Below are 21,370 nucleotides of genomic sequence, written 5' to 3'. Positions count from 1 at the left end.
AGCCATAAAAAAAGACAGCCGTATCACCGGCTGCCTTCAATAGCGTCTGCTTTTTTGCTTTGAGTCATTTTAGGAATCAGAATTCCGATAATAAGCAATACCCCCACTGCAATCAAAAGGATATAAGTCATCAGCAGTCCTGTGTTCCCGCTTTGCTGCTGTTCTTCTTCGGTGCTGATTGTCCCTGACGCCTGATCTGTGCTTTCCGAGAACAGCCCCATTTGCTCCGCTTTGGATTTAATGGTGTTATTCTCTTTTGTATATTGAGTGAAAAGGCGGTCTTTCAGTTCATTCGCAGCATCTCTTCCGGGTTTTTGAAAGGTTAAGTCTTTTTGTTCTTCCGGAATTTCTTCTCTTTTTTCAAAAAGAGCCTTTTCATGAAGATACTCGGTGTTTTCCTTGCGCTCTTTTTCCTCATAGACGTTCGGGTCAAGCTGATTGAGATCTGTCTCAGCAAGTGCTGATGCCCCGCCTGATAAGACAAGGGCAAGCAGCAGAATCGAAGCTGAAAGTGTTCTACATGTCATGCGCATGATCCTGATCAGCCTGTTCATTTGTGTTTTTAAACGCATTGACGACAAACGGCAGAATGGTCAGAACAAGGATGATGCCTGCGAGTACCAATATCCCTTGTGTAAACAGGTTTTGAGCATCGTATTGGATTGATATATACACTTTTGACATCGGATCTTCGTAGTTGAAATTCGGCGCAGCCAGTGCAAGCAGCGGGCTTACAAAGAATGCGACAAGTCCTACGCTTGCAACCCATCCTAAGAAGTTGCTGAACAAGAAAGCCGTCCGGACAACCGTTGAGGCTGCGAATACAAGCAGGATGGTGAAGATGGACCACTGAATTGCCCGTTCATTCGTCAAGGTGTAAATATTTAGACCAAATACACTGATAATCAGCCCTACAAGGAGGTTCAGAAGTGTAAACATAGAACCTCTGACAAGCATCGGAGCCGTTTTGAAATAGTTGCTGAAGTAGCCGATCAGCAGACTGCTGATCAAGATAATGACCAAGATCACGACAGGAGGAACAGCTTTCGCCTGCGCTGCCGGTGCATCTCCGCTGATTTGAAGCGGATTTGCAAGGTGTTCGTACACATAGCCGTTATTCTGTCCGTCTACAAATGTGTTGCCGAGGATGCTGAACACATCATCCCTTACAAGCTGGGTAGACGCTACGTTTGTTGCCCATTTTTCATTCAGGACATCTGCTTCAGACTGAACCTGATTCACTTTTTGCTGGAGGTCGTCCGTACTGCTTACAACCGTATCCTGTCTCTCGCCAAGTGAATTCACAAGCTCTGTCATCATTGCAATTTCCTGTCCAATCGTTTGCTGATTAGAAACAAGAGTTGTCCCGTCCGAGTTTTCAAGAGGCAGTCTTGAAGTCGTATCGCCTGATTCCTGAACCTGGCTTAGAACCTTTGCTGCGCTCTCTTCCATCGCAGTCAGCTCTTCAAGGATGGCTGATTGCTGCGTCTCAAGCTCTGCACTGTACTCGTCCATGAAAGCAAGAGCGGATGCCTGGAGGTCTTCCATTTGCTTTTCTGCCTCGGGAAGTTCCTGATTCAGTTTATCCCAGGCTCCCTGCTCCTCTGAATTGATGGACAGGATGGTATTGACTTTCGTCTTTTGCCATTCATCTGAAAGGACGGCATCTTTAGCCGGCACTGAAGGGTTGTTTAATCTCGAAACGGCTGCTTCATATTGAGCAAGAACCGTGTGATAGCTTAATACTTCATTCATTGAACCGTTTTTGATTGGTTCATTAAATACTCCTTCAAGCTTTTGTTTTCTTTCAGCCGGCAGGGCGTCTAAAATCGTCTGCTCCTGGGACCGGATTGCTGCTGAGCCTGAATTTACGTTATCGTTCAGTTTTTTCAGGCGTTCTTCAAGTGCAGTAATCTGCTCCTTGAGCAGCTGGTTCTCATTTAAAAGCTCTGTATTTTTAGCAATAAGGGCATTGTAAAGCTCTAAAAGCTTGTCATACTCGCCTTTCCATGAGTTCTCATTCTCTTTAGCCTGTATGGCCTGTTCGACTTCAACTAGCTGAGCTGAAAGGCCGTCTAATTGGCCGATGACCTCATCCACTTGAAGGGGTCTAGGCTCAGGCACTGTTTCAAGAAGGGCTTTCAGACTTTTCAGCTGTTCAGATATGGCAAGAATTTTAGCCCGCTCTTCTTCCATATTGGCCGTGTTTCCTTCACCCGGCCCGCCTGGCTGCGGCGTTTCTCCGCCATCGCCCGGAGGCTGTTCTCCTCCGTCGCCCGGTTCTTCTTCAGAACTCCCGCTGATTGCCTGTCTTAGAGGAACAAGCTCTCCTTCAAGACGGTTCAGCGTATCCTGATTTTCTTTCAAGATAAACATGTCCACATAATCGTTGTGAACTGCTGCAAGTTCTCTTTCCTGACGCTCTGTCTGGCTGAGTCTTACATTTCCGAGGTTTTCGGCTGCTGCCTGATTTTGATCAAGCTTCTGCTGCATAGTCGTCATATCAGAAGCAAGCTTGTCTCCTTCAGCCAAAAAAGCAGCCTGAGCCGCATCCTGCCTTTGATCAACATCAGATGTACCGCCCTGGATGCTGTTCAGGCTCTCCTCTTGAGCCAGCGTCAGAAGCTGCTGCTGGTCTTCTTGATACGCTTGGTATCTCTCGACATATTCAACGAAAGCAGCAAGGCTTTTTTCAAATTGTTCAGCAGAATTCCTGCGGTCAGGATTCTCTTTTTCCGCCTGCTCAATAGTTGACTTCAGCTGCTCAAGCATTTGCTTTTGCTGCGTCAGTTCTCCGGCCAAATCTTTTGAGCTTGGTTTGTAAAAATTAAGCATGGCATTTTGAAAGGCGATTTCTTTCTCAAGAATACGGTCAAATTCCTGACGCACATTTTCCATATCCTGAGAAACGTAGCTCCAGTAGAGAGATGACATTTGCTTGTTTACACGGTTTGTCGCGTCTTCAAGCTCGCGGAGCACTCTCTGTCTGTTTTCAGCATTCAGCTGGTTTTGAACAGTATATTCAAATTCCGCTTTTGAAGGCTGCTGCTGATCATAGGTCAGAATGTTAGTTGAAAAGTTGGACGGGATGTAAATAACGGCATCATATTCTCCGTTTTTCAATCCGTTGACAGCAGCGCTTCGTCCAAGAATCGTCCACTTATATTGTGACTCATCATCAAGGATTGCCGCGACTTCTTTTCCGAACTGTACGGGCTCAGAATCGGACTTTTCTTCCTCTTCCACTTTCTCTGCTCCCGTATCTTCGTTGACAACGGCAATATTCCGGGTCGCGTTTTCTCTCACTTCAAGAGGGTTGTCCCCGATAAACTGAAAGAAAAGCGCGGGTACTGCCAAAATCAGCAGCACCGCAGCAATCATTTTTATCGTATGTTTTCGTTGATCTGTCATGTGTAGATCTTCCTTTCAATGGCGCAAAGAGGAATTTGAATTTTCGTTTCTTTGCCGTTTTCCACATAGTATCCAAATCCAGGGTGTATTTCGCTCTCTTTTCTGCTGTATGGCAGAGTGTACAGCGTTTGCTCTGATTTTTTCATAAGGATCAGAGCCTGTCTGATTTGCTTGATTTCCGTCGTAAATGAATCAAATCCTTTTGTCAGTTCATTGTTGTTGCCGGAAATAATGACGTTAAAGCCAAGATGGCTGTAGTTTTTCATAAAGCGTGACAGCCTTTCCTGAAGCATGCTGTCAAGCGACTGCTGAAACCTTGCATATCCGTCGACAACGAGCATGACAGGCGAGAAGGCCAGATTGTTTACCGCCCCTTGCTGGATCGCTGTCAAATAAGTGCTTTCCCTCTCTTTGAACAGTTCTTCTGAAGCATCCAGCCATGCTGTAATCTGCTCTTTTGTATCAAGGTAGGATATCTTGTCCTCTGTGGCATAACTTGAAAGCCCGCGGTCAATCGAATCAAAGACCCCGATTGAATCCGTTGCCTGCAGAAGAGCCGTATTAAGCACAACTTTGAGAACATTGGTTTTGCCTTTTTGCGTCTGGCCAATAATGACGCAGTGCTTCGTTTTAGCCAGATTGATGCTGACAGGCTGGACATGCTCCTCGTCCAGTCCGATTGGAATGACTCCTGTTTTTTGAGAGCCGTCTGTAAATTGAGTGAAATTGACCATAGAAAGCTCTGCAGGAAGCATAGGAATCGGGCGCGGAAGTTTCGCTCCGCTGTATTTCTCTTTGAGCATGCTGATGTCTTCCTTGATGGCATCAAGAAGCTCATAATCATCCCTGCCGTCAGCAGGAAGGAACATTTGCGAGAAGAATACTGACTCTTTTTTGATAATGGCCCTGCCCGGAACAGGCTCTGGGGCAAACGGAATTTTGCCCACTGCCATATAGGTTTCGGTCGTATCCATCAGGAAGTGCAGGATCTTGGTCTTCATGCTGTTCATCAGCGACTGGCGCATCGATTGAACTCTCGTAGCCGTGAAGATCATATAAATGCCGAGTGACTGGCCGTCACGCGCAAACTGGATCAGCTGCGCCTCGAGCTCCTGCATTTCTTCCTTGACCAGATCAAAATTATCAATGGTGATGTACATAAGAGGCAGTTTATGGCTGCTCAGGGAGTTGTACATCTTGATGCTGCTGACTTCCTGCTGCTGGAACAGCTGCTTTCTGCGCGAAATCTCATCGCGCACGATCCGCATGAACTTATCGATTTTAAGCTCCTGATCAAGCTGGAAATAGTCGGCTGTATGCGGCAGCTGTCTGAGCGGCAGAAGCGTTCCATTGCCGTAGTCAATCACATAGAAGTGCGCTTCCTCAGGGCTCAGCTTTGAGGCAATGCTCATTAGAAGAAGCATCACGGTGTGTGATTTGCCGTAGCCTGATGAACCGAAAATGGCCACGTTGCCGTCGTCCATCAGCTGATACGCAACTGGTGTCTGACTTTGCTTTTCAGGCTCATCCACAAGCCCAATGAAGATTTCATGCTGATCCTCTGCGCCGTACTGATGGCGCGAGATTCTTGCTTCGAGTGGAGGCAGCCACGGGCTTCTGAGCTTTTTGATGCCCATTTGATGCTGCAGCGCCTCAATTTTATCGACGATCACTTCAATTTCAGACTCAGAATCCTTCTTGCTTTGCTCAGCAGACTGGAGGTTTGAAAGCGGCTGAAGACCTAAATCCGTTACGATCGCCACCTCATCCTCTGATTCAGATGTTTCCTCGAGATAAGGCGCTCCTGACCATGCAGACTGGAACAGCTCGTACACTTCGTTGTTTCCGACCTGCAAATAGCCGCGGCCTGTAATCGTAATGGAGGCTGCATCTGCATTTTTCAGGATCTCTTTACTGTCGCTTGCATCCTGAACTTTCAGCGCCACGCGGAACCTTGCGTTGCTCCAGATTTGATCATCAATGACCCCGCCCGGTTTTTGGGTTGCGAGGATCAGATGGACACCGAGGCTTCGGCCGATACGGGCTGCACTGACAAGCTCACGGATAAAATCAGGCTCTTCGCTTTTCAGCTCGGCAAATTCGTCTGAGATTAAAAATAAGTGCGGCAGCGGTTCTTCCGCCTGATTGCGTTTGTAAAGCGTCGTGTAGTCGTTGATGTGATTGACCTGATACTGATCAAACAGCCTCTGGCGGCGCTTCAGCTCGCTCTTGATGGAAGCAAGAGCACGTGCGCTGAAATTTTTGCTGCCTTCTATATTTGTAATCGTTCCAAGCAAGTGCGGCATATTTTTAAATGGCTGGGCCATGCCGCCTCCTTTATAGTCAATAAGCAGAAATGCCACTTCATGCGGATGGAAATGAACCGCAAGAGACAGGATGTAAGTCTGAAGGAATTCACTTTTCCCTGAACCGGTCGTTCCGGCAAGCAGTCCGTGCGGTCCATGGGCTTTTTCATGAAGATTCAATTCGACGACATCTTCTTTTCCTTTAAGTCCTACCGGAACCGCCAGGGATTTTGCTGATTCTCTCGTCAGCCAGTTCTGCTCAATCGGAAGCTCGTCCACTTCTTTGACATTCACCATTTCAAGGAAGGACACGCTTTTCGGAATGGAATTCGTCATGCCGATCTGGTGGTCCAGTGTTCTCAGCATCCTTGCAAATGACTCATTGCCTTCCCTGTCATGCGAATCGAGCCTGAACGGAATGGAGGCTGCTTTTTTCTCCTGAATGAGAATATCGCCTTCCTGATCGTTCACATAGCGGACAAGCGTATGAATGTTATCCGAAAGACTTTCTTTCGCCTCAGCCGCAAAAATAACCGAAATCCCGAGATGAGAGAATTCACCCTCAAGATATTCCAGGATGACATGGTCTGAGATAAGCTGCTGATTGGTGATGACGAAAATCAGGTGCGGGGCAAATCTTGTTTTTTCATTTTTCTCTTCCAGATCGCGCTCTCTCAGGATCTCATAAATGGATGTGAGCAGCTGATCCCTTGTCTGTTCGTTGTAGATCATGCCCTTGGCATAGGCATGAGGCAGCTGAAAATGCGGGAGCCATTTCATCCACTCCCATGTTTTGTACTCTTTTTCGTTGAAAATAAAGACGAAGCGAACATCATGGTAGCTCTGGGAAAAAGCGAGTTGTCCGATCAGCTGGTGAAGCTCCTTTTTGATAACCGCTTCCTTCCCGATCAGGCCCATTGCTCCCTGTGAAAGATCCACACTGACAGGCACATCGCGCACCTCTTTGTAAACTTTCTCCATTTGCTGGGACTGCTCAAGCAGATCATCTACTTCGCGGTTGGCCATATCGTTTGAGCTCAGTGAAATTTCATAGCTGGATTTAACGGTTCCCGTTCCGATACGGAGCTCCAAAAAGTCCGTGCTCTCAGGCGTTCTTTCCCAAATCCGGTCAGAAAGCTGCTGTGTCATGTACTTCATCTGCTCAAACGACGGGAAATGAAACGAGAGAACCTGGCGCTGCTTTTCAGAAACTTCCTGAAGCTCGTGCCGCTTTGACTCCAAATATTGCGTGTAGACGCGAAGTCTGCGTTCCTGACGTCTTTTCGTCGTGCTTTTGTCTCTGAAATACTGCGCGGTTGACGTGATCAGGGTCATCACGAACATCACCATCGAAATGATGATGAAGATCCCCCGCGGCGCAACAAGCGCCACAATTCCCATTGCAATCATCATGACAAGAGGAGGAAGGATGATCAGCCACAGGCTGCGCGAGTGATCATCGCTCTCCTGGGAAGGAAAGGTGAGATTCACTTTATCCTTCGGCAATTCATAAATCATCCGCGGCGTTCTGCGGTACACTGGATATTTTTTGCTCATTTCAGAGCGCGGTTTTTCTGTTTTCGGAAGAGAAGACTGAAAGGCTTCAAAGCTTGTCACCTGAAGAAGATCCTCCTCCAGAAGACGCACCGTCATAAACGGCCAGAAGAGAAGGTCACCTGTCTCAAGCGGCGTGATGCTGTCGATTTTCCGGCCGTTCAAATAGACCGTTTCATCACCCGGCTCGACCTTCCAGCTGCCGTTTGTCCTGACCAGGCTCAGCTTGTTTTTTCCAAGCGCCGCTGACTGGCTTTCTTTGAAAATGTGAGCATCTCTGCCAACTGCCGAGAACGAAACCTCTTTCTTTGAACCTACGAATCTTGTCTCTGAAACTTCTTCTGCTGCTGTGAAAAACACCGTCAGCTTTTCTCCGTTATCCTCAAATACAACCGGTTCATCAGGGGAAGCCGCGCCAATCTCCCGGTCTTCCTGAAGAATGGACAGACCACTCTTATTGTCCTGTTTCACAAGCTTAAGCGGACCGGATGAAAACGGAAAATTTCTGATCGTCAATGTATGCTGGATATCAGGACCGATTGTAACCGGCCTGAATGATTCATCGTTCAGCTGAAGCTGCTGATAGGAATCCCCGTGGAAAACCCATAACGTACTCATGATTTCACCTCCTGTTGCTATGATCAGTTAGAGCCGGAACCTGCAGGCTTTTCTGCAGGAGCCTTTGCTTTTGCAGCTTCCTCTTTTGCTTTTGCCTCCTGTGCAGCCTGCTGTTCTTCTGCTTCCTTCTGCTGCTCTACCTGTTCCTGTGCCTGCTGTTCTTCTTCAAGCTTTGCTTCTTCTTCTTTCTTTTGAGCTTCCTGCTCTTCTTCGTACTGCTCTATTTCAGCTCGTATCTTTTCAAGCTGCTGCTGTTTTTCCTCGCTGTCCAGTTCACTGTCAGCTTTAATTTGCTCTTCATATTTGATCAAACCGAAAATGATTAAATCCCGTTCTTCAAGGTTTCTTGCAAGGTCAAGGGCTTCTTTAGCTTCACCTCTTCCGACATGAATCCAGTACTCAAGGTACTGGGGATCGGACTGCAGCGTCACCCGGTTTTTCAGCATTTCCTTCTGATCCTCTGTCAGCGATTCGTTCACAACATAAGAGGATGCGAGCTGATACTTAACGACAAGCGGCATCTCATCGATGCTGTAGCCTTCAAGTGTGCTGACAACCTCACTGAAGTTGTTGCCCAAGTAATGTTCATTGCTCGCGACAAACGCTTCCTGTTTAGGATTCAGGGAAAAAAGGGAATAAGCTGTATAAGCAAGGGCTGGTACAAGCAGGATCAGAAAGCCCAGTGCAACATACCGCGTCATCTTCCACTTTTTCTGTGGGATAGTCACAAGTGCTGCATTTCGTCTGTCTATTTCCTTCATGTTTTTTTCAATCAGCTCAAGGAGCTGTTCATATGTATCTGCTGAAAGAATCTCTTTCGGAACAGGCGGTACATCTAACGTTTCGTTAAATTTCAAATACTGCTCGAACGAATATTTCGAATCCACTGCAGCCGCCACGGACGCTTTAACCTCCCGCAGCAGCTGTGCGCTGTCCTGTTCATAAGGAGGAATGCTCTCCATGACGCCGTAGTGGAGAAAGTACGGGGTAAAGCTCTGGTCAAAAAGAAGATTCTCGGGACAAACAATGAGATGAATCCGTGAAAGCGAGTGATTTTTTACCTTTTTTACCAGCTGATAGGAAAAATTCCACTTGCTTCGTTCATCTTTTTTATTTAAACTGGAAAAACCCAAATAAGTCTTAGGCGGCTGAACATGAACCCTCAATTCATCTTCAGCCAGTGTCACATCACGCTTAATAGACGGGTCCATTTCTTTGATCATTTCAATCTCTGATACGTGATCAAGCTTTACTTTTTCTGTTTGAAAGACGAATGTATAGCCGTCTTTCTCTTTTTCGATGACAGCATCAAGCTGCTGCTCCAAATATGCCGGTTTTTTTTCTGACATTGAGAATGACTCCTTCATAGGATTTCAAATCGGTCTCCTGTTGTAATTCCGCATTCTACAAGCTTATGGTTGCCTGATAGGACAATTTGCTTATTGGGAACGCGCACCCAGTACCCTTCTCGAGGTGGGTCAGAAATGCATTTTGCCTGCCACACAATATCCACTGCTTTTTTCACAGAGTGATAGTTCGACAGCCTCAGATCAAATGTCTCTCCTGTATAATGCTTCAAATCTATCGTCACTTCTATATACATGCCTTTTCACCTCAAAAATGAAGAAGCGCCTTCATCTAAAATAGAATCGGCGCTCCTTTTTAGCACTTCACTAAATTGTCTTTCAGATGCTATTAGCCGCGGATTTGGCCAGCAATGTTTGCATCCGCTTCTTGAAGAGCGTGTGCTGTTTTGTCCAATTGTCTTGAGATATCTTCTACAAGATTCTGCATTTGCACGAAAGAAGGCTTAAGCTCCTCGTATTGGTCTCTGAAAGCGTTGCTCGCTTCCCCTTCCCACATAGCCTGTAGCTGACCGATCATGCTGTCAAGACGGCCGATAAGAAGTCCAAGTTCTCCACCCTCGTTGCTGTAGCGTTTTGACATATCGACAAGTTCTGCTGGTGTTACGCGAATAATTCCTGACATCATTATCTCTCCTTTTACATGAATTTACATTAATTGTATAAACAAAGACCATAGAGGTCAATTGTTACTTGGGTGATACTAGTAAAATGGTACAAACTATCTACTAATATGTAAGAGAGGAAAAAAATCTCACTACTAGTAAAATCTATTTATAAATACCCACTATTAAATGGATAATAAACCTATTATAAGGAAAAAATTTAATAAAAATTCCAGTTTATAGTTGGTAAGTCCTTTGTACTTTCTGATACTTAATGTCTCATTTAGTGAAATATGGTGTCGGATTAGCTTACTGGTTCTTTTTTATCATAGCGGATCGTTACGCTCTGAGTGCGGATTTCTTCTATTAAAGAAGTGTATTGGTTCGAAAGCATGTGATTCATATAGGTATACTGATTGACAGCATGTTCGTTCTCCCGCTGAAGCTGACTCAGCTCTTTAAACACTTCATCAATGAACAGGGCGGAGCTGCCTGCGAGTTCATTTGTGATATATGAAGTCAGAGCTGCATCTTCAGAAGCGATTTGGTTCAGCTGGGCATTGATATGCTCTGCTTTGCCGGGATGTTCCGAAATCGAATCAAACCGGTGCCTTTTAAAGACCTGGTTCATCAAAATAACCCCTTTCTATCTCAGCTCAAAAATGGCGGCAATATCCTTTTCTTCATTAAACATTTTCTCAATCGACGTCTTAATGGAAGTCACAAGCCTTCTTCCTTTATCAAACTGATACTGAAAATGATGCACAGCTTCCTCCATGCGGTCAGCAAATGCAGGAGGTAGAGGCGGAATGTGCTCATGGACCTGAATGCTGCTGATCTCTGAGTCCTCAAGGTTAAACACACTTCTGAAAGCGCGGGGGTTTGTCTCCATATCCTGAATCTGACTCAGGAGATGTCTTTTTCTCGTCTCAAAATCATCAAGAAATACGGCATCATAAGCAGCCTGATATCGCTTAAGTGATTCCTCCCGGTCTTCATAGCTGTCCATCCCCCTCTGATAAATACGTACCGAAGAGGAAAGATTCACTTCAATTTTCTTCCCGTCTGCACCCGTCTTATAAAGAATAAGATTTCCGCCTTCATAGCGCCTTCCTTTTTTCGCAAGCGCGTTTGAAACCTGCTGCAGGCTGTGGCCCTCGACAGCTGCCCCGAAATCAAGCTTCGCTCTGTCAATGGCAGCAAAGATCTTGTCGAACCTGTCCTTTAACCCGTTGATCTTAGAATCGATTGCTTCAAACTGTTCCTTAATATCCTTGATGTTTTCAAAGAACGTAAAGGGATTGAGAGTAAGCAGGTCCTCCATCGTGCTCATGCTCATCAAATCTGTTATCATCGAACGGATTTCAATCACATCACTCTCCATACCCGCGAGCTCACCCTCAATGACCGAAATCTCCTCGCTCGTTAAATCCGTGAAAATGCTGAGAATGACCGGTATGTTCTCAGCAAGCACAGGCAGCTGCTCGATGAAATCTCTTAAACTCACAGCCATCTCATCAAACTTCTTCATCGTCTCCCAGGCAGAATCCAGCGTATCAACAGGATTATCCGTGATGCTGAAGCCCTCCCACTCGTCCTTTAAATCCTGCAGCAAGACAAGATCAATTCCCGTCATCGCCTTAATCAGTCCGTCGTAGCCTCCTGCCTTGTACGCAGGGGCATACTTCACAAGAAACTTCTGCATCTCATACAGATCCTCATCCGAAAGATTCGCAATCCGCTCCCTGATACTCTCAAAATTAGGATTCGAATCCAGCATAGTCCGGCTCCCCAAATCCAAAAATCCGCGCAGCTCAGAAGCAGCAAAGAGCATATCCTCCTCATTCGTGAGGTGGTGGATGTTCTTGCCTTGTTCTTTGTAGTAGGATTCGGCGAAGGCTTTTAGGTCTTTTGGGGGGATGGTGTAGATTTGGTCTATAGATGAACTATCTATATTAAATTCTTCCTCTATACTTTTTCTGAATTTCCTATCTATTGTAGCCAACTGATATGCACTTGGAGGGGCGTCATTTATTGCATAAACATCTTTAAAATTTCCGACTGATATGTGTAACATTTGAATGAGGTTTCCGCCCAGAGAATGTCCTATGCCATACTTAATTAGATCAACATCTTTTAAATCAATTTTTACATTTTTATTCCTCATTAATTTTATCTCTTTATCTATCATCTTGTTGATTTCTCTTGTCACTTTCGAATCGAATTGTACTGCTGAATCAAACTGACTTTGATTAACACCTGTATAAATTCCCATAGCATTGTAAATCCAATCAAGTGGAGTACTATCGTTTTTTTCTTTGTTTTCACTTCCTCTAGTTATTGTGTAAGATTCATTTATTCCATTTTCGATATCATAAAAATGAATTATCGTACCATCAAAACCTGAATCTAGGGAATCAGGGCTTTTAAAGTCATCAGAGTGATACAGAACAATGTTTTTAGGAGGGTTCTTACCAGTCTCCTCAATATAAATACGTCTTATGTCTTCTTCAGTAATACGTTTTTTATCTTTGCCTCCGTATTCCAGTTCAGCAATTCTACTCCTCATTAAATCTGAAAATAGTATTTGATTATCATCCACTATCAATTCACCTCGGATTTAACCATTTCATTTAAATTTTATGGAATTAACTACTTCCATTAACCTTTGCTCCAGCTTGTCAGCATCTACATCACACTCTGTTTCACCATTAGAACAACTACTGTCAAACGTCAATCTTATTAATTGATCTGTATTGTTTGCCTTAATTAGTGCTATATAATAAAACAGACCTTTTTCGTTATTATTCTCTCTAGCGTAATAGACTATATTTGTACCATTATCGATTTCTTTGAATTCCCCTTTATAGCCAGAAGTTATAGATAATTGATCTAGATGTACATCTATATCATTTATGTTTGGACTCTTTTCGTACGTTAATTTTATATAGTATGAATTATTAATATCGCTAATTTTTTCTCCTAGATTTAATGTTTCGTACTTATTTTCATGTAATTCGTAATCGCTTTTAGATACTTTGGCGTTCTCAGGAAACAACATCGTATAGCCCTTAGTCTTTGACTCAAATGTATAATATCCCTCTTCTGTTTCCTCCGCTGATTTTATAAATTCTCTGGTAAACTCATCTTTAAAAGCTTCTGTCTCAGGCATATATTGTTGTTCTACTTTACCGTTATCCTTTTCTTTAGTCATTCCGCAGCCTCCCGTAAATGCAAGCATAGTCGTTAAAAACAGCAGTAGTACTTTTTTCATTGTGTGTGGCTCCTCTCCGGAGATGAAATATGATAAGTGCTTGAAATTGCTTAGAACCTTATTCATAAACCTGACGTTTACTTCTGTTTAATTGTTTCATCCTTTATTTAAAGATAAGTGATTTCACAATCTTCTCAAAGCTTTCATTTCTATTTTTTGAATCGAGTCCGCAGGGTTTTTCTTCATCTGTACAGCCTCCGTTGAAATTGAATGAAATTGCTTTATTTGTTTTCTTATCTTTTATATAAGCTAAGTGAGTAACAACATTTTTCCCATAATTCATTTCTTCTTTAGATGCATGATAAACATCAAATTCTTTACCAGCTTCTTTCCTATACTCACCTGTATACCCAGCCATATCAGATAATACATTTAATTTTCCAGTAATATTTTTTGTCGTCTTTTTATCTTCGAAAATGACTTTTATGTAGTAGGAATAATTCTCTTCCTCCTTGTCTTCGCCAATTGAAAATGCTTCAAAGGAATCTCCGTTGACCTCGTATTCTATATCTGAGATGACTGCACGCACGGGGAAAAGCATCGAGTACGCTTCTGTTCTTGACTCAAATGTATAAAAGCCTTCTTCTGTTTCTTTATTTGATTTCATAAATCCCCGAGTGAATTCATCTTTAAATGCTTCTGTATCAGGGATCGATTCTTGATTCATTTTTTCCCTTTCCGAACCGGAACTTAACCCGCATCCGCCTGTAAAAGCTAATAAGATAATGAGATATAACAATGTCATTTGTTTCAATAGCATGTCTCCTGTTTAATATTGACAGCAGAATCGCAGGCTTGAATTTTTTCTGCTGCCACCTTTGAAATTTAGATAAACGTAATAGATTCCGTTACTCTTTTTATTCTATCTTTTATTACAGAAGGTGATGGGTGACACGATTTTGGTTCATCAATGCATCTTCCAGAAAATACAAAGCGGATACCCTTATCTGATTTATTGGATACGATATAAGCATTATAAAAATACAGCCCGCTCTCACGATCTTTATATTCCCCGTAATAGATGGTCTTATCTTCAAGTTTATAAGGTGTATACTCACCGCTGTATCCTGTTGAAATTGACAGCTGCTTAGTATACAACGAAGTGTTTTTAGTATGAGGGCTTTCTTCAAAATTGATTGTGATAAAATACGTTACGTTCTCTTGATCTATTTTTTCCGCAAAACTGAGTGCCTCATAATCGGTGTCAACCTGTTCGTAATCCCCCATAGATATTTTCCCGTTTTCAGGAAAAAGCATCGTATACCCCTTCGTCTTTGACTCAAACGTATAGTATCCTTCTTCTGTTTCCTCCGTTGATTTCATAAATTCTCTGGTAAATTCATCTTTGAACGCTCGAGTTTCAGGAAAAGAATCCTGATTTTCTCTTCCGCTTCCCTGTTCGCTATTCATTCCGCAGCCGCCTGTTACAGCTAGTAAAACAAGAATATACACCTGTAAAATTCTCTTCAAAATGTCGGCTCCCGTCATGACAAATAAGTTCCTATATGAATCCTTACTCAACAAACTCGATAGAATAAAGTATCTTATTAATCCGTTCTTCTGTTTTTTTCGTTATCCGCTCACAGCTTTTCTCTTCAACAATACAGTTGCTTACATAGGAGAAGCGAATAGCTTTATTAGAAGCGGTGGATTTTACATAAACCAAAAGGTAATAATAATCTTTATTTTTAGGACCATCATCTGAAAGGTAGATGACTTTATCTCCTTTTTCTATTTTCTTATATTCCCCTTCATAATCAGTACCGCTGGAAAGCAACTTTAATTTCGTATCAATTTCATCCGTGATTTCATTATCTTCATAGATTAACCGAATAAAGTATGAGATTTTCTCACTCAATAGTTCTTCTCCGAAGGATAAGCTTTCAAGTTTATCTTGCTCTGCCGAATAGTCACCTACTGATACTGTAGCATTTTTGGGAAACAAGATTGTATAGCCTTTCGTCTTTGACTCGAACGTATAGTATCCATCTTCTGTTTCCTCCTTTGACTTCATAAAATTTCTAGTAAACTCATCTTTAAAAGCTTCAGTATCCGGTATAGATTCTTGACTTGACACGCATCCGCTTGTAACTCCAAGCACAATCGCTAACAGCAGTATTACCCTTTTCACTTTGCGCGGCTCCTCTCAGTAGATGAAATACAATGTGTATCATTAAATGTATGAGCAGATTTATAAGCAGAAAAATTACTCTTTAAATTTGATTGAATTAAGTATCTGATTAATCCGTTCTTCTGTTTTTTCCGTTATCAGCTCACAGCTTTTCTCTTCAACAATGCAATTACTAAAATAAGTGAATCGAACAGCTTGATCAGATGCAGCGGATTTGATATAAGCCAAATAGTAGTAATACTCCGGATTTCCAGACCCATCATCCGACGAATAAATCATATAGTCCCCTTGTACTACTTTCTTATAATCACCTTTATACTCAACACCGTTGGAGAGCAGTTTTAATTTCGTATCGATATCCCTTGTACTGCTGTTGTCTTCGTAGCTCAACTTAATAAAATATGAAATTTTTTCATCAATTCGTTTTTCACCGAAAGATAAACTCTCAAATTGATCTTTCACAGCCTCATAATCACCTGTTGATACAATAGCATCCTTGGGAAACAAGATTGTATATCCCTTCGTCTTTGACTCAAACGTATAGTATCCTTCTTCTGTTTCCTCCGTTGATTTCATGAATTCTCTAGTAAACTCATCTTTAAAAGCTTCTGTCTCAGGCAAAGATTCTTGATTTGCTTTCCCGTTCTTACTTTCTTTACTCATTCCGCAGCCGCCTGCAAAGAGAAATAAAAGAATGAAGAATAGCATGATTCTTTTTTCCATTAAGATATGGCCCCTGTCAGAAGAATTAGTTTTTCTTCACTTTAATTAATAAAAGCAATTGATTCCATTAAGTCAATCGTATTCATTTTTTCTTTGGTTACATCAATCTTGCATGTCATTTCTGTTTTCAAACAGCTGACAGCGTTTGTGAAGCTTACAGCCTGGTCACTGTCAGCCGATTTTGCATATCCGAAGATTTCGTAGAACGTTGTCTCACCATTTTTGGATTTGCTGGTTTTTTCAGCGTAATAGATTGTTTTGTCAGTGAGTTCTTCTTTGAGGTATTCGCCACTGTAATTCACGCTGTCTGAAATCAATGATAAATTTGCTTCTATTTCAGCTGTAACGGGCTGATTCTCGTAGGTCAAAACCATTGAAAACGTCGTATTTTCATCTTTGTCATCAGCACCGAAGAGCATATTTTCAAAGTTTTTTCCTTCTATTTCATAAAACACCTGGTTTAAAGTAGCGTTTTCGGGAAAATTCATTGTAAAACTATCCGTTTTTGATTTGAATAAGTAGAATCCTTTTTGTGGTTTAGTGTCGGGATCAATAAAACTACTTGTAAACTCATCCCTTATTGCATCATTTCCTTGCTGGGGTTTCTGTGCTGTTTCAACGTTTTTGCGGTCTTCTCCTGATTGACATCCGCTTGTAATCACCAGCAGAATCAGACATAGGAATATGGCTCTAATCAAAATAACGGCTCCTGTCAGTAACGGATCTGCATATCATTTAAACTTTAGTGATTCTGCAATTCTTTTTATTTTTTCTTTTTCTCCTGGACCGGGTAATTCGCACGAAGTTCCTTTATCTAAACACCTGCTATGGTAGTTAAGGCTTACTGCTTTATTTGATCCATCAGATGTTACATAGGCTGCATACGAATAATAACCATCCTCTTCATTTCTTTTTTCTCCAAAGTATATTGTCTTTTCACCGCTTGTGTATTCTTTGTAGTCTCCTTCATAACCTGACACATCTGAGAGAATTCCAAGATTTATTTGAATATCATCTGTATCTGAACTGTCTTCAAAATTTACCGTCATAAAGTATGAAATGTTCTCTTTATGTACCTTTTCACTGTAGCTTAGAGCCTCATATGAACTTTTAATCTGTTCATAATCCATAGTAGAGATTTCTGCGTTGACCGGGAACAGCATTGTATACCCCTTGGTTTTTGACTTAAAGGTGTAAAATCCATCTTCTGTTTCCTCCGTTGATTTCATAAATTCTCTGGTAAACTCATCTTTGAACGCTCTAGTTTCAGGTAAAGATTCCTGATTTACTCTTTCGTTTCCCTGTTCGCTATTCATTCCGCAGCCGCCTGTTACAGCTAGGAAAATAAGGATGTAAAACTGTACGATTCTCTTCAAAATTTTTGCTCCTGTCATGATAAAAGGTTCTATAAGATCACTTACTCAACAAACTCAATAGAATCAAGAATCTTATTAATCCGTTCTTCTGATTTATCAGTCATTAGCTCACAGCTTTTTTCTTCAACATTGCAGTTACTCATATAAGTGAAGCGAATAGCTTTATTAGAAGCAGTGGATTTTACATAAGCCAAAAGGTAATAATAATCTTTATTTTTTGGACCATCATCTGAAAGGTAGATAGCTTTATCTCCTTTTTCTATTTTCTTATATTCTCCTTCATAATCAGTACCGCTGGAGAGCAACTTTAATTTCGTATCGATCTCATCTGTGATTTCATTGTCCTCGTAGTTCAACTTTATATAATAAGAAATCTTCTCATCCACTAATTTCTCCCCGAAGGATAAACTCTCCAGTTTATCTTGCTCTGCATAATAGTTACCTATTGATACAATAGCATCCCGGGGGAACAAGATTGTATAGCCTTTCGTCTTTGACTCGAACGTATAGTATCCTTCTTCTGTTTCCTCCGTTGATTTCATAAATTCTCTGGTAAACTCATCATGAAAAGCTTCTGTCTCAGGCATAGAAGCCTGATTTACTTTTCCGTTGCCATCATTTCCTATACTGATTCCGCAGCCGCCTGTAAATGCAAGCAGGCAAATCAATAGAAGCTGAATGTTTATTCTCAAAACAATTACTCCTGTCGAGGTGTTTTTATACTAGAACTGAATCGACTTCATCATCAGCAGTGCTCTTTCCTCTTCAACTTGTTCATTAATCTCGCATGGTTTATCTGCTTTTCTGCATGTCGTCTCATAAAAAAAGTGCAGTCCTTCTTGATCCTTTTGCGACTGAATATAGCCGAAATAACCGTAGAACATCACCTTCTTGCCTGTTTCATTATGGGTGAGTTCTTTGTTGCCTTTACCATAATAAATAACATTGTCCCCAGTTCTGATCTCTTTTAATTCCGACTCGTATCCAGTGTGCTCAGTCATTAATTCAAGGTTGTATTCAATATCTTTGGTGGAGGGCTTATCCTCATATGTAACCGTGTAATATCTTGATAAATTTTCCTCATCGATACTTTCACCAAAATTAAACGTTTCAAAATAATCATCTTGATAATTATGGGCTGCAGATGAGATCGTTGCATGTACAGGGAACAGCATTGTGTATCCTTTTGTCTTTGACACAAAGGTGTAGTACCCTTCTTTTAACTCATCAGATGACTTGATAAATTCCCGTGTGAAATCGTCTTTGAATGCTTCTGTTTCTGGAGTCTGCTCTGGATTCGTTTTTTCACTTTCTGAACCACTGCTCATTCCGCAGCCGCCTGTAAAAATAAAGAAAGAAATGATGAACAGCATTGTTGTTTTTCTCATCACAATAAGGCTCCTGTCAAAAAATAGTGAGCTGATCTGCATGTCATTTCAACTCAACTGACTCTACGATTCTTTTTATTTTTTCTTTTTCGCTTAACCCAGGTAATTCACAAGAATTGCCGTCGTCTAAACAATTGCTGTTGTAAGTAAGACTTACTGCTTTATTAGATATATCTGATTTTATATAGGCTATATATAAATAATAACCATCCTCTTCATTTCGTTTTTCTCCAAAGTATATTGTCTTGTCAGCGTTTGTGTATTTTTTGTAGTCACCTTCATAACCTGACACATCTGAGAGAATTCCAAGATTTATCTGAATATCATCTGTATCTGAACTGTTTTCAAAATTTACCGTCATAAAATATGAAATGTTCTCATCATCTACATCTTCACTATAGCTCAGAGCCTCATATGCAGTTTTAATCTGTTCATAATCCATAGTCGAGATTGTCGCATTTACTGGAAACAGCATTGTATACCCATTCGTCTTCGACTCAAATGTGTAGTACCCGTCTTCCGTTTCTTCTGCCGAAGCCATGAATCCCCGGGTAAATTCATTTTTGAATGCTTCGGTATCCGGCAGTCGCTCCCTAGGCAGAGAATCCTTGCTGCAGCTGGAGGAAATAAGAAGCAGGCAGGTAAGGATAAGGGTTATTATTCCTCTCAAATGGTGTCAGACTCCTTTGCTATTCTCATTTCTCCAGAAAGTCTATTGAAGATAAAATGGTGTCTTTCTCTTTTTCAAACGCAGCATGATCAAATTCACATGCCTCTTCCAGACAGGTCCCTTCAAATATGAAAGTGATTCCCATGGACTTCACAGGGTGTTTGATGTAAATCAGATGTATGTAATATTCCTGACCCTCTACCGTTTCAAGGGTCTGCGCTTCGTAAAGCTCGTTTCCATTGAGCATACGTTTTTTGAACGCACCATCGTACCCGTTGCGATTAGACAGCAATTGCAGCAGACTCTCAATGTCACTCGCCGATGAACCTGTGTCAAAGGTCAGTTCTCCTGAAATGCCGGCCGGCTCTTTTTTCTCTCCAAAACGTACGACCTCAAAGTCGTTTCCGTTTCTTTCGTAGCCCATCTCCGCCATTTTTGCGTTTTCAGGAAACCAGAAAGTGTACTTCCCTGTTTTTGAATGAAAGACGTGGTACCCGTCTTCCGTTTCCCCACCTTCCTTTATAAACTCCCGTGTAAACTCATCTTGAAAAGCTTCTGTATCAGGCACTTTTTCCTCTGAGCACCCAGCTGCAAGCAAAATAAACAATATAAAATAGAAATAACGCATGTTCGTCTCCTGTATTTCAATTTCCTTAATTTACAATTTACACATACCAATTCCCCAGTGGCAGGTATGATGAAACTCCTTTATTATCTCTTTTTTCCAGAAATGAGAAAATCCCGCATTGTTCCTAAAATGCGGGATGGGACTTTCTTCTTTAGTTTCGTTTGAATTCGATCGGGCCTTCGTCCATTTTGAAGGTGCCGTCCGGATAAAGCATGGGGGACCGTTCGGATCCGCTTTTTGAATAGGTTTCGACGTGGCTGACGCTCATGCTGGACGGATCCGTGAAGTCCAGGTGGGCAATGGCGACCCAGTAAGCGAACCAGTTTTTGTGAAAGAGAGGGGCTGTGACGACCTGACCCTGGTGGTTGTCTACGACCGCCCGAGCTTTCATGGATTTAAAGCTGCCGAATCCATTTGAGATGGCGCTGTAGGCGGCAAAAAGGGCGTAGCGCAGCTCTTCAGGTTTATGAATGATGATCGTTTCGCTGCCCGCTAGTTTTGAATCGCCGTCAAGCGTGATGAAAGGTGCCTGGTTCGCCTTGCCGAGTTCCTTATAGTAGACTTTTCCGGACTCACCGTTTTTCAGGACGTAAAAGCAGTAGAGGTCGAGGTCTTTTTTGCTGTCCCATTTGAGGACAGTTGTAACTCTGGCTGATTTTTTGATGGAAACGGTCTGCTTTTTTTCAAGATTGATCTTAAGGGGCTGGACGGGTTCGGGCTCTTTAGGAGGCGGTTCCTCTATGGCGGCTGCTGCTTCTTCCTGCGGCTCGTCTTTTACCTCAATGCCGAAGTTTGCGCACAATCCTTCCAGTCCATTGTGAAAGCCGCTGCCGATGGCGCTGAATTTCCATTCTCCATTATGCGCATAAAGCTCACCTGCCACAATGGCCGTTTCAAGCGAAAGCTCTTCTCCGCATTCAAATCGGATAAGCTCAGCACCGGAGGCGTCTTCAACCTGAAGATAAATGCCGCTCACATCTTTAAAATGATGGCCGCGTTCAGCGCCTTCGTGAATAGTTAGTGTAAACGCGATTTTCCGGACATCGTCTGGGATAGAGGAGAGGGAGATCTTCACTTCTTCCTGACTTCCTCCGCTTCCTGCAGAATGCTCCACTGCTCTGTTTCGGCTGAGCTGCTGTCCGTAAAAAATAAAATCCTCATCCTGTCCGCATGTGCCTTTTTCCCCCAGCAGAAAAGCCGCTCCGTCAATTTCCATGTCCGGATTTGCTGATTGAAAGCCCAGTCTGACAGTCAGACGGTCAATCTGTTTTCCTTTCGTGACATCCGCTTTTTGTCCCCTTTGTACAAGCACGTTTTCTCCT

20 protein-coding genes are annotated in these 21,370 nt (G+C 42.4%); all 20 read right to left on the bottom strand.

Annotated features, from left to right (window positions below; genetic code table 11):
* Positions 1 to 23: 23 nt before the first annotated feature.
* The gene (gene essA / locus AZ46_RS13810) at positions 24 to 527 is read right to left on the bottom strand and encodes a type VII secretion protein EssA (RefSeq protein ID WP_051865561.1); all 504 of its coding nucleotides are present in this window, start codon (positions 525 to 527) and stop codon (positions 24 to 26) included.
* Positions 517 to 3,411: a type VII secretion protein EsaA gene (gene esaA, locus AZ46_RS13805; protein WP_029283127.1), complete on the bottom strand. Its 2,895-nt coding sequence runs from the start codon at positions 3,409 to 3,411 to the stop codon at positions 517 to 519. Before esaA ends, essA begins: the two co-directional genes overlap by 11 nt.
* A complete protein-coding gene (essC, locus tag AZ46_RS13800; RefSeq protein WP_029283125.1) occupies positions 3,408 to 7,889 on the bottom strand; it encodes a type VII secretion protein EssC in 4,482 nt (1,493 codons plus the stop codon). Before essC ends, esaA begins: the two co-directional genes overlap by 4 nt.
* A 23-nt stretch (positions 7,890 to 7,912) precedes the next feature.
* The gene (essB, locus tag AZ46_RS13795; RefSeq protein ID WP_029283124.1) at positions 7,913 to 9,238 is read right to left on the bottom strand and encodes a type VII secretion protein EssB; all 1,326 of its coding nucleotides are present in this window, start codon (positions 9,236 to 9,238) and stop codon (positions 7,913 to 7,915) included.
* 14 nt (positions 9,239 to 9,252) lie between these two features.
* Positions 9,253 to 9,492, bottom strand: coding sequence for an ESX secretion system protein YukD (gene yukD, locus AZ46_RS13790; protein ID WP_029283122.1), 240 nt, complete (start codon positions 9,490 to 9,492; stop codon positions 9,253 to 9,255).
* Between the two features lie 92 nt (positions 9,493 to 9,584).
* Entirely contained in the window at positions 9,585 to 9,878 is a 294-nt protein-coding gene (locus AZ46_RS13785; protein WP_029283120.1) for a WXG100 family type VII secretion target, read from the bottom strand.
* Between the two features lie 284 nt (positions 9,879 to 10,162).
* On the bottom strand, positions 10,163 to 10,489 hold the full coding sequence (locus tag AZ46_RS13780) for a primosomal replication protein PriC (protein WP_029283118.1): 327 nt from the start codon (positions 10,487 to 10,489) through the stop codon (positions 10,163 to 10,165).
* Positions 10,490 to 10,504: 15 nt separating this feature from the next.
* Positions 10,505 to 12,427 carry a DUF6792 domain-containing protein gene (locus tag AZ46_RS13775; RefSeq protein WP_328286782.1) on the bottom strand — a complete coding sequence of 641 codons (1,923 nt, stop codon included), beginning with the start codon at positions 12,425 to 12,427 and terminating at the stop codon, positions 10,505 to 10,507.
* Between the two features lie 60 nt (positions 12,428 to 12,487).
* Positions 12,488 to 13,132 (bottom strand): hypothetical protein, encoded by a 645-nt coding sequence (locus tag AZ46_RS13770; protein ID WP_029283114.1) that lies wholly within the window; start codon positions 13,130 to 13,132, stop codon positions 12,488 to 12,490.
* Between the two features lie 103 nt (positions 13,133 to 13,235).
* Positions 13,236 to 13,886, bottom strand: coding sequence for a hypothetical protein (locus AZ46_RS13765; RefSeq protein ID WP_029283112.1), 651 nt, complete (start codon positions 13,884 to 13,886; stop codon positions 13,236 to 13,238).
* A 71-nt stretch (positions 13,887 to 13,957) separates the two neighbouring features.
* Positions 13,958 to 14,602 carry a hypothetical protein gene (locus AZ46_RS13760; RefSeq protein ID WP_152554752.1) on the bottom strand — a complete coding sequence of 215 codons (645 nt, stop codon included), beginning with the start codon at positions 14,600 to 14,602 and terminating at the stop codon, positions 13,958 to 13,960.
* Between the two features lie 43 nt (positions 14,603 to 14,645).
* Complete coding sequence (locus AZ46_RS13755) at positions 14,646 to 15,263, bottom strand: hypothetical protein (protein WP_051865557.1); 618 nt, start codon at positions 15,261 to 15,263, stop codon at positions 14,646 to 14,648.
* Between the two features lie 75 nt (positions 15,264 to 15,338).
* Positions 15,339 to 15,986: a hypothetical protein gene (locus AZ46_RS13750; RefSeq protein ID WP_051865554.1), complete on the bottom strand. Its 648-nt coding sequence runs from the start codon at positions 15,984 to 15,986 to the stop codon at positions 15,339 to 15,341.
* Between the two features lie 41 nt (positions 15,987 to 16,027).
* Positions 16,028 to 16,684 carry a hypothetical protein gene (locus AZ46_RS13745; protein WP_029283104.1) on the bottom strand — a complete coding sequence of 219 codons (657 nt, stop codon included), beginning with the start codon at positions 16,682 to 16,684 and terminating at the stop codon, positions 16,028 to 16,030.
* A gap of 33 nt (positions 16,685 to 16,717) precedes the next feature.
* The gene (locus tag AZ46_RS13740) at positions 16,718 to 17,362 is read right to left on the bottom strand and encodes a hypothetical protein (protein ID WP_029283102.1); all 645 of its coding nucleotides are present in this window, start codon (positions 17,360 to 17,362) and stop codon (positions 16,718 to 16,720) included.
* A gap of 41 nt (positions 17,363 to 17,403) precedes the next feature.
* Positions 17,404 to 18,054 (bottom strand): hypothetical protein, encoded by a 651-nt coding sequence (locus AZ46_RS13735; RefSeq protein ID WP_051865553.1) that lies wholly within the window; start codon positions 18,052 to 18,054, stop codon positions 17,404 to 17,406.
* Positions 18,055 to 18,084: 30 nt separating this feature from the next.
* Positions 18,085 to 18,750, bottom strand: a complete 666-nt coding sequence (locus tag AZ46_RS13730) for a hypothetical protein (protein WP_029283099.1) — start codon at positions 18,748 to 18,750, stop codon at positions 18,085 to 18,087.
* 43 nt (positions 18,751 to 18,793) lie between these two features.
* A complete protein-coding gene (locus AZ46_RS13725; protein WP_051865550.1) occupies positions 18,794 to 19,420 on the bottom strand; it encodes a hypothetical protein in 627 nt (208 codons plus the stop codon).
* 25 nt (positions 19,421 to 19,445) lie between these two features.
* A complete protein-coding gene (locus AZ46_RS21015) occupies positions 19,446 to 20,048 on the bottom strand; it encodes a hypothetical protein (protein ID WP_051865548.1) in 603 nt (200 codons plus the stop codon).
* 151 nt (positions 20,049 to 20,199) lie between these two features.
* A complete protein-coding gene (locus tag AZ46_RS13715) occupies positions 20,200 to 21,360 on the bottom strand; it encodes a TerD domain-containing protein (RefSeq protein WP_029283093.1) in 1,161 nt (386 codons plus the stop codon).
* Between the last annotated feature and the right edge of the window lie 10 nt (positions 21,361 to 21,370).

Source organism: Metabacillus indicus LMG 22858, assembly GCF_000708755.2.
Taxonomy (GTDB): domain Bacteria; phylum Bacillota; class Bacilli; order Bacillales; family Bacillaceae; genus Bacillus_P; species Bacillus_P indicus.
This window is presented reverse-complemented; position numbering and strand designations above follow the sequence as displayed.